Raw genomic sequence first — 7,489 nt, 5'->3', positions numbered from 1 at the left:
TGTCCGAAGCCAATTCATCTCCCACCTACTCACTTCGCGTTCCTTGAGGAAGGAGTCTTCTTGGCTAAAATGATAAATTGAGGTGAATTTTTACTATTCTACCATTTATCCTTTTTAACTAAATTAATGTAAGCGTCAAATATTCCCCACCTACAATTTGTAAATAACCCACGAGATAATCTCCTTACATACTACATGTGAAGGTTTTTTTATGAAAAGACACCTATTTAAGAAAGAATAGGAAACTTATATTCAAGGGGTAGCATCACATCACCATCAAGCTAAGATTTTGAAGTACCCCCCAAAACGAAAATTTTGTGCATTTTATAGCAACAAAGTTCATTTTTTTCGTTTTGGGGTTAACCTGCTCTGTTAGGTTGATGAGCATGTATGGTGACCCCTTATAGCATAAAATATAATTCCGTTATGAATTTACTATCCATATTCCTCTTCCTATATTTGCACCAGAACCATAATTTCAGTATCCACAATGATATTATTTTTTGTACCAGAACGGAAAAAAGCTGCTGTCCTAATGGGACAACAGCTTTTTCATTATGCTACGTCTTCTTTTTGTTCCTTTTGTAGTGTACTATTTTTATAACCGTAACTGAAGTAGACAACAAGTCCAATTACAAGCCATATTGCAAAGCCAATCCATGTTGTTGCTGGGAGTTGTAATGCTAAGTATCCACAGAATAGAACAGCTAAAGCAGGAATCCATGGTACCAAAGGTACTTTAAAAGCACGCGGTAATTCTGGTTGTTTTTTGCGTAAAATAATTACTCCAATTGATACAACGATGAATGCGAATAATGTACCGATATTTGTTAATTCTGCTAGTTTACTTAAAGGAACAAAACCAGCAAAGAAAGCAACCATAGTGGCAGTAATCCAACTATTGATAACAGGTGTTTTTGTTTTTTTATTTACGCGAGAAAGTGCTTTTGGTAGCAAGCCATCGCGGCTAATTGCGTAAAATAATCGTGTTTGTCCATATAACATAACAAGTAATACAGTTGTAATTCCAGTAATCGCTCCTAAAGAAATGAAACCAGCAACCCAATCTTGTTGAATGTATTGTAGTGCAAATGCAACAGGGTTTTTCACACCTAACTGATCATAAGGTACAATCCCAGTTAAAACTAATGAAACAACGATATATAGAATCGTACAAATTGTTAAAGAAGCAATAATGCCGATTGGCATGTTACGCTGTGGATTTTTGACTTCTTCAGCAGCTGTTGATACAGCATCAAATCCGATGTAAGCAAAGAATACAGTTGCAGCCCCAGTTGTTACGCCAGAGAAGCCGAACGGCATAAAGGGTGTCCAGTTTTCAGGCTTTACATAGAAAACACCAACGCCGATAAATAGTAAGACAACAAAAAGTTTGATAGCTACCATGATAGCGTTAAAACGCGCTGATTTTTTTGCTCCTCTTGTTAATAACAACGTCATTAGAAAAATGATACAGATTGCTGGTAAGTCTACATATGTTCCCGCTTCAGGATTATATGCGCTTGTTAAAGCCGTAGGTAATGTAATCCCAAATCCACTTAATAGACCTTGTAAATACCCTGACCAACCAGATGCAACAGCTGAGGAAGCTAATCCATATTCTAAAATTAAATCCCAACCTAAAATCCAAGCGATTAATTCTCCAAATGTTGCATAGCTATAAGTGTACGCACTACCGGATACCGGTACAGTTGATGCAAATTCTGAATAACATAAGGCTGCAAATACACAGGCTAAACCGGATAAAATAAACGACAAAACAAGTGCGGGTCCTGCGTGTTCTGCTGCGGCAACACCGGTCAGAACGAAAATCCCAGTTCCGATGATAGCGCCGACCCCGAGCATAGTAAGATCAAATGCACCGAGTTCTTTTTTTAAAGATGCTCCTTTTTGTTCTGACTGTGCTAATAATGCTGAAATAGATTTTTTTCGAAATAGATTCATATAGATACCTCACCTCTAGTTGTTTTAATATTCTGAAAAAATAATATCGTTTTGTCGTATAATGTCGAATCTTTGTAATTCGTATTTTAATTCAAATAAATATTTTTGTAAATATTTATTTTCTGAAAATTAAATCTTTTAAGTGTACCTTTATTTCTTTTCACTTAATCTCTCTGTTCCAAATGTATTCCTTTAAGAGAAGGACTTATATCCCTATATAAGTCCTAGGGGATTGTTTGCATATTGACTTTAGTTTTATGTACAATAAAGGTAAAGATATAGTCTGAAACAGGAAGAGGAAAACCATGTCCAATTCATTAGTAAATTTACGTATCGATTTTGCATTTAAGCAGTTATTTGGCACAAATGGGAATGAAGATATTTTAGTTGCCTTTTTAAATGCCATATTAAAAGATTCTTTAGAATCACCTATTGTTACCCTACAATTAGAAGATCCACATTTGCATCGAGAATATGAAGAAGATAAATTATCAATTTTAGATATTTCGGCTACATTAAATACAGGAACAAAGGTAAATGTAGAAATACAATTGAATAACAATCACGATATGATCAAACGAAGCTTATATTATTGGGGAAGGTTATACACCTCTCAATTGCAAAAAGGAATGCCTTATAGCTCACTTCATAAAACAATTACCATAAACTTGTTAAACTTTGTGATGTTTCCAGAATATGAAGCGTTTCATACAACAGGAATCCTTTGGAATCAGCAACAACAAAAGTTATTAAGTGACGATATCGAAGTTCATATTGTAGAGATTCCAAAGTTACTACAGCAATGGCGCGAAGAGAAAGTTAATCCGTGGGAAGATTCGTTTGTTCGTTGGTTATTATTATTACCAGCGAATGAAGATGAGTATCTCACACAAACATTGGAGGACATTGCCATGAACCAAGATCCGATTTTACAAAAAGCAATGAATAAGTGGGAACGTATGAGTCAAGATTCTTCTTTCCGTCAAGCATATGAAGCAAGAGAAAAGGCCTTAATGGATGAGGCTGCAAAGTTTGCTCATGCTCGTAATGAGGGGAAAAAAGAAGGAATTCAAGAAGGGGTTCAGCAAGGAAAAATACAGATGATTAAAGGTATGCATGAACTTGGTGTACCACTTGAAACGATTGCTAAAGCCAGTAAATTAGGAATAGATGAGGTTGAACGTATTTTAGAACAAAAATAATCAACATCAAAAAAGAACCTCTTAATTTTAAAAGAGTAATCCCAACCGTTATAAAAACAACAAATTAAATTTTTACAAAAGAAAACAACCTGTATAAAAACAGGTTGTTTTCTTTTATAGGGTAAAACAAAGAAAGAGTGGAAAAAATGCACAAACTTCTACGGCACAAGAAGTAAAATGATTCGATAAAACTAAAAATTCTGATTACTTACTAGATAAGGGTTTTTATTTTCTCTTTCTTTGTTGTTATGAGTATAGCATTAAAAACGACATAAATCAACAAAAAATCTCATAATTCTTATTTTTTCGACATTATACCGTAATTCCTTTGTGAATCTTTATATATATATGTATAATTATATTTAAAGTCATAACTTTTAGAATTGAGGTGACCATCATGAGAAGTTTCGGTTCATTATTAATTTCTACTATATGCTCAGCGATTCTTGTAATCTCGAGCGCCTACTCCTTCTATGATAAATTCACAACTGGAGGTACATATTATTGGGTTAGCGGCATCATAGGCATCATATTCCTTCTATTCTTTATCGCAAACATGCGAGATATCATCAATAAGAATTATAGAACTTCAACAGACTAGGAGTGTATACATATGTGGAAAAAGATTCATAATTACAAGTTTCATTTAAAAGATTTGAAATTTATGCTCTGGCTGTTCCTTGTCATTGGTTCCTTATATGCTTATGAATTCTTCTCAGGACTAATGTTCCACCAGGAGTTTCGCTGGCTTAAATTAATATGTATGATAATAATAATCCTGGCATTTAGGGATACTAGAAAGAAGCTTAAAAACAACGATTATAGAACGGCATAATGTAAAAGGAATCCTTTATGGGTTCCTTATTCTACGGAAAAATCTCGGCTGAATCCCATTATAATTTTATAAAAATATAAAATTATAAATCACCCCAAAACTTCCACCAAGACTTCTTTTTCAACCTAGCTGCCGCTATTTCTTCCTGGGCTGATACAATAGTACGTTTTGCATCTTGAATCTCCCTGACCATCTTCATAAGATTATCATCCCTTAGCTCTAACCTCTTTTCTATCCTTTCTTCACGTTCCTTCCGATCTTTCATGTCTTCCTTTATTAATTTATTTCTTTCTTTAATATCTTCTTCGATTAATTTGTTCTTTTGCTCTATACGATCACCTAGTCTCTTTTCCATTTCTAAAAGGTTAGCTTGCTGCACCTTATTAATCTCATCTATCATAGCGCTATATTGTTGCTGGAATTGATACTGCATTTGATAAGGAACTGGATCTGTCCCCTGGGATTCCTCTTTCTTATTATGGATTCCAAACTGCTTTGCAATCATTTTCGCAGCTTTTTCTAAAGTCATGCCATCTTGCTTACTCAACTCTACTAACTGTTCAATAAGTACAACATCAAACTCTGTATATTCCCTTCTCCCCCGACTATTCTTTCTTACATCATACCCTTCACGTTCAAGGACATCCGAATACTTTCTAAGTGTGCTGCCACTTACCCCCAAACGACTATAGACTTCATTGCTGGTATATACTATCTCAGTTTCTGACATAGCGCTATGCCACCTCCTATAAGGAAAATTCCATATCCAAGGGCTAATACCTCTTAAAATCCATCGACGAAGCTCGCACAGTCTTTGCAAGGTTTTGTCGGAAATAAACATATCCTCATAGCGCTATAGCTAAAAATCGGCTGCTAATAAAGGGAATATATAATAGTTGCAACATTCTTTATTTCATTTTTACATTATATTTCAAATCCCCTTCATAAAAGAACATAAGTTCGTGTATAATAAGAACGGACGTTCTTTTATGAAGGGGAGGAATCACAGTGTATGACTATTCAATCCTACCGAATAGAATCATCTTATGTGTTGATTTACGAAGCTTTTACGCCTCAGTAAGTTGCATCAAAATGGGATTAGACCCAATGCATACAAAATTAGCCGTAGTAGATGATGTAAATAGAAATGGTTCAATCGTTCTAGCTGCAACCCCACCATTAAAAGCATTAGGTGTAAAGAAGATGGCAAGATTATACGAGATTCCTCGCAGAAAAGATATTCTTGTTGTAAATCCAATTATGGGTACTTACATTAAATGCTCCAATTACATAACAAAATTAGCTTTGCAATACGTTCCTTATGAGGATTTCCACCAATACAGCATCGATGAATTTTTTATGGATATTACCGATAGCATCCATTTATTCGCCCAAGATCCATACGAATTCGCTATGAAATTCAAACGTGAAATATACGATCATACACGAGTTGAATGTACCATCGGAATTGCTCCTAACCCATTAATGAGTAAGGTTGCTTTAGACATTGAAGCTAAGAAGAACAAAGACGGGATTGCTTTTTGGAAATACGAGGATGTACCTGCAAAACTATGGAGCATACGACCACTTAATAAATTTTGGGGCATATCATATAAAACAGAAGAAAAGTTAAAACGAAAGGGAATACACTCTATTGGAGATTTAGCCAATTATCCCCTTAAATACTTAAAACAGAGCTTCGGCAAGATTGGAGAAGAATTACACTTACATAGCCACGGAATTGACTTTAGTCGCATTTCAGAAAAATATGTTCCTGCCACAACTTCTATTGGAAAAAGCCAAATTCTAATGCGTGACTACACAATAGAAGAATTTCCGATTATTCTACTGGAACATATTGAAGAAGTTTGTTATCGGCTTAGAAGACAAAACAAACTTGCTCAAACCATCCATTTTTCTGTCGGTTATAGCAAGAGTTATACAGGTGGCATTAGAAAAACACATACTTTAAACCGCCCAACAAATCTAACGATGGATATTTATCATATCTGTACATACTTTTTACATCAACAATATACTGGCGAACCCATTCGCAGCATAAACATATCCTTAACAAACCTACTTCAAGAAGGAGAAGAACAAATTTCTCTTTTTGATAATCTCACGAAACGAGAACAAGAAATGAAGTTAACAAAAGTAATGGATGAAATACGCACAAAATTTGGGAAGAACAGTATTTTACGAGGGATTTCCTACACGCATAGCGCTACAGCTAGACACAGAAACACACTATTAGGGGGACACAAAGCATGAATAACGCCAATATGCCAAAAGGAAGAGGAATGGTCAAATGGACTCCATTCGCAGCAATGCCTGAACAGTTTGCTGGTATTCGTGAAATCATTAAGGAGAAAAACAAAGTAACTCGGCCAATCTTAACCACTGAAGAAAAAGAACTGATTGAGAACATGTTGCTTTGTTCCTTATTATCTGAAGAAGAAATACTAATTACATATTATGAAGATGGTTATTTACTCTCTAACTATATGACTGTTGTTGGTATTGACCAGCAAAATAGTGCTGTCATATGTACCGATGCTTTTTATAATAAGATGACACTGCGATTTTCTAATATAATAGACGTAAAATAGAATCGATTTAAGTGATTAGGTTTGAATAGTTATAAAGGAGTGTATAAAATGCAAGAGAATCCGATAAGAAAGAATACAGCAAGAACAGTTATTCATAACGATATAAATAACTATCCCTATTTAAATATACCTATGATTATCAATGAGGAAGATGGAAAGCTTTATGAAATTTTAAGCGCTGGTTTTCATATTAATGATGCAGTAGGAATGATAACAACGGACGGTTTCGCTACAAATAGGGTAAATACACCGATTTTAACAGTAAAAAACAGCGATGGTAGTATTCAAATATATCGCTTACCTTTAGAACTTGAATATTGGGTACTTTCATGTATGTGTTCTGCTTCAGCAGGAAAAAGCCCGTTTCCATGTAAAGTTGCTTTTGGAATAATTGATACTAAATTTCATGTGGAATTCAAATGAAAAGGAGTAATATTTTTTGCTCCTTTTGTTGTTTTAGAATAAAGTTTGTTCAAATTAATTTTCGTACATCTTAATATAAATTTATCTCAAAATTCGAAAGTAAACTTTTGAATTTTAGTTTACATTCAAACCTTTGGTTTTATTAACTTCATTACAACTTACTCATTTTCCCCAAAACAAATGACGGAAGTATACATTCAAAACACGATAAAACAAGGAATAAATAACCAACTAATAAATATATTTTTTCTGAAAATTTATGCTATAATTAATCTGTACAAAGGTTGGTATCCTTTTACTTCTAATATTGTATTGATTTATATGTAGTACCCTACTACTTAAATATGGATCTACAAACAAAAAGAACTAGTATGATATGGTCTTATCCCTGTCAAGTAGACAATATTAAAAAGACTAAGCAGCCATCGAGATTCGATATTCTATCGGAGCTC

Annotated in this window: 8 protein-coding genes; 6 read left to right on the top strand and 2 right to left on the bottom strand. The window is 34.2% G+C overall.

The annotated features are described in order from the left end of the window. Positions 1-555 precede the first annotated feature (555 nt). Positions 556-1,965: a branched-chain amino acid transporter BcaP gene (locus tag JDS80_RS29950; RefSeq protein WP_199640731.1), complete on the bottom strand. Its 1,410-nt coding sequence runs from the start codon at positions 1,963-1,965 to the stop codon at positions 556-558. Positions 1,966-2,270: 305 nt separating this feature from the next. Here JDS80_RS29950 and JDS80_RS29945 point away from each other — a divergent pair, with 305 nt between their 5' ends. From JDS80_RS29945 to JDS80_RS31790, 3 genes are all read left to right on the top strand, one after another. Further along, positions 2,271-3,167, top strand: coding sequence for an Rpn family recombination-promoting nuclease/putative transposase (locus JDS80_RS29945; protein WP_071773019.1), 897 nt, complete (start codon positions 2,271-2,273; stop codon positions 3,165-3,167). Between the two features lie 397 nt (positions 3,168-3,564). Then, complete coding sequence (locus tag JDS80_RS31795; RefSeq protein ID WP_071744236.1) at positions 3,565-3,768, top strand: hypothetical protein; 204 nt, start codon at positions 3,565-3,567, stop codon at positions 3,766-3,768. A gap of 12 nt (positions 3,769-3,780) precedes the next feature. Further along, positions 3,781-4,002, top strand: coding sequence for a hypothetical protein (locus JDS80_RS31790; protein WP_071744237.1), 222 nt, complete (start codon positions 3,781-3,783; stop codon positions 4,000-4,002). Between the two features lie 82 nt (positions 4,003-4,084). Here the strand turns inward: JDS80_RS31790 and JDS80_RS29940 are convergent, their stop codons facing one another. Further along, positions 4,085-4,732: a DUF3967 domain-containing protein gene (locus JDS80_RS29940; RefSeq protein ID WP_199640730.1), complete on the bottom strand. Its 648-nt coding sequence runs from the start codon at positions 4,730-4,732 to the stop codon at positions 4,085-4,087. A 278-nt stretch (positions 4,733-5,010) separates the two neighbouring features. On the opposite strand from JDS80_RS29940, the gene JDS80_RS29935 reads away from it, so the two are divergent. Genes JDS80_RS29935 through JDS80_RS29925 form a run of 3 tightly spaced genes read left to right on the top strand, consistent with a single transcriptional unit; the run spans position 5,011 to position 7,037 of the window. Then, a complete protein-coding gene (locus tag JDS80_RS29935; protein WP_199640729.1) occupies positions 5,011-6,276 on the top strand; it encodes a Y-family DNA polymerase in 1,266 nt (421 codons plus the stop codon). Next, positions 6,273-6,614, top strand: coding sequence for a YolD-like family protein (locus JDS80_RS29930; RefSeq protein WP_071744240.1), 342 nt, complete (start codon positions 6,273-6,275; stop codon positions 6,612-6,614). Before JDS80_RS29935 ends, JDS80_RS29930 begins: the two co-directional genes overlap by 4 nt. A 48-nt stretch (positions 6,615-6,662) precedes the next feature. After that, on the top strand, positions 6,663-7,037 hold the full coding sequence (locus JDS80_RS29925; protein WP_199640728.1) for a hypothetical protein: 375 nt from the start codon (positions 6,663-6,665) through the stop codon (positions 7,035-7,037). Positions 7,038-7,489 lie beyond the last annotated feature (452 nt).

Origin of the sequence: Bacillus cereus group sp. N8, assembly GCF_016483685.1 — a bacterium.
GTDB lineage: Bacteria > Bacillota > Bacilli > Bacillales > Bacillaceae_G > Bacillus_A > Bacillus_A proteolyticus.
This window is presented reverse-complemented; position numbering and strand designations above follow the sequence as displayed.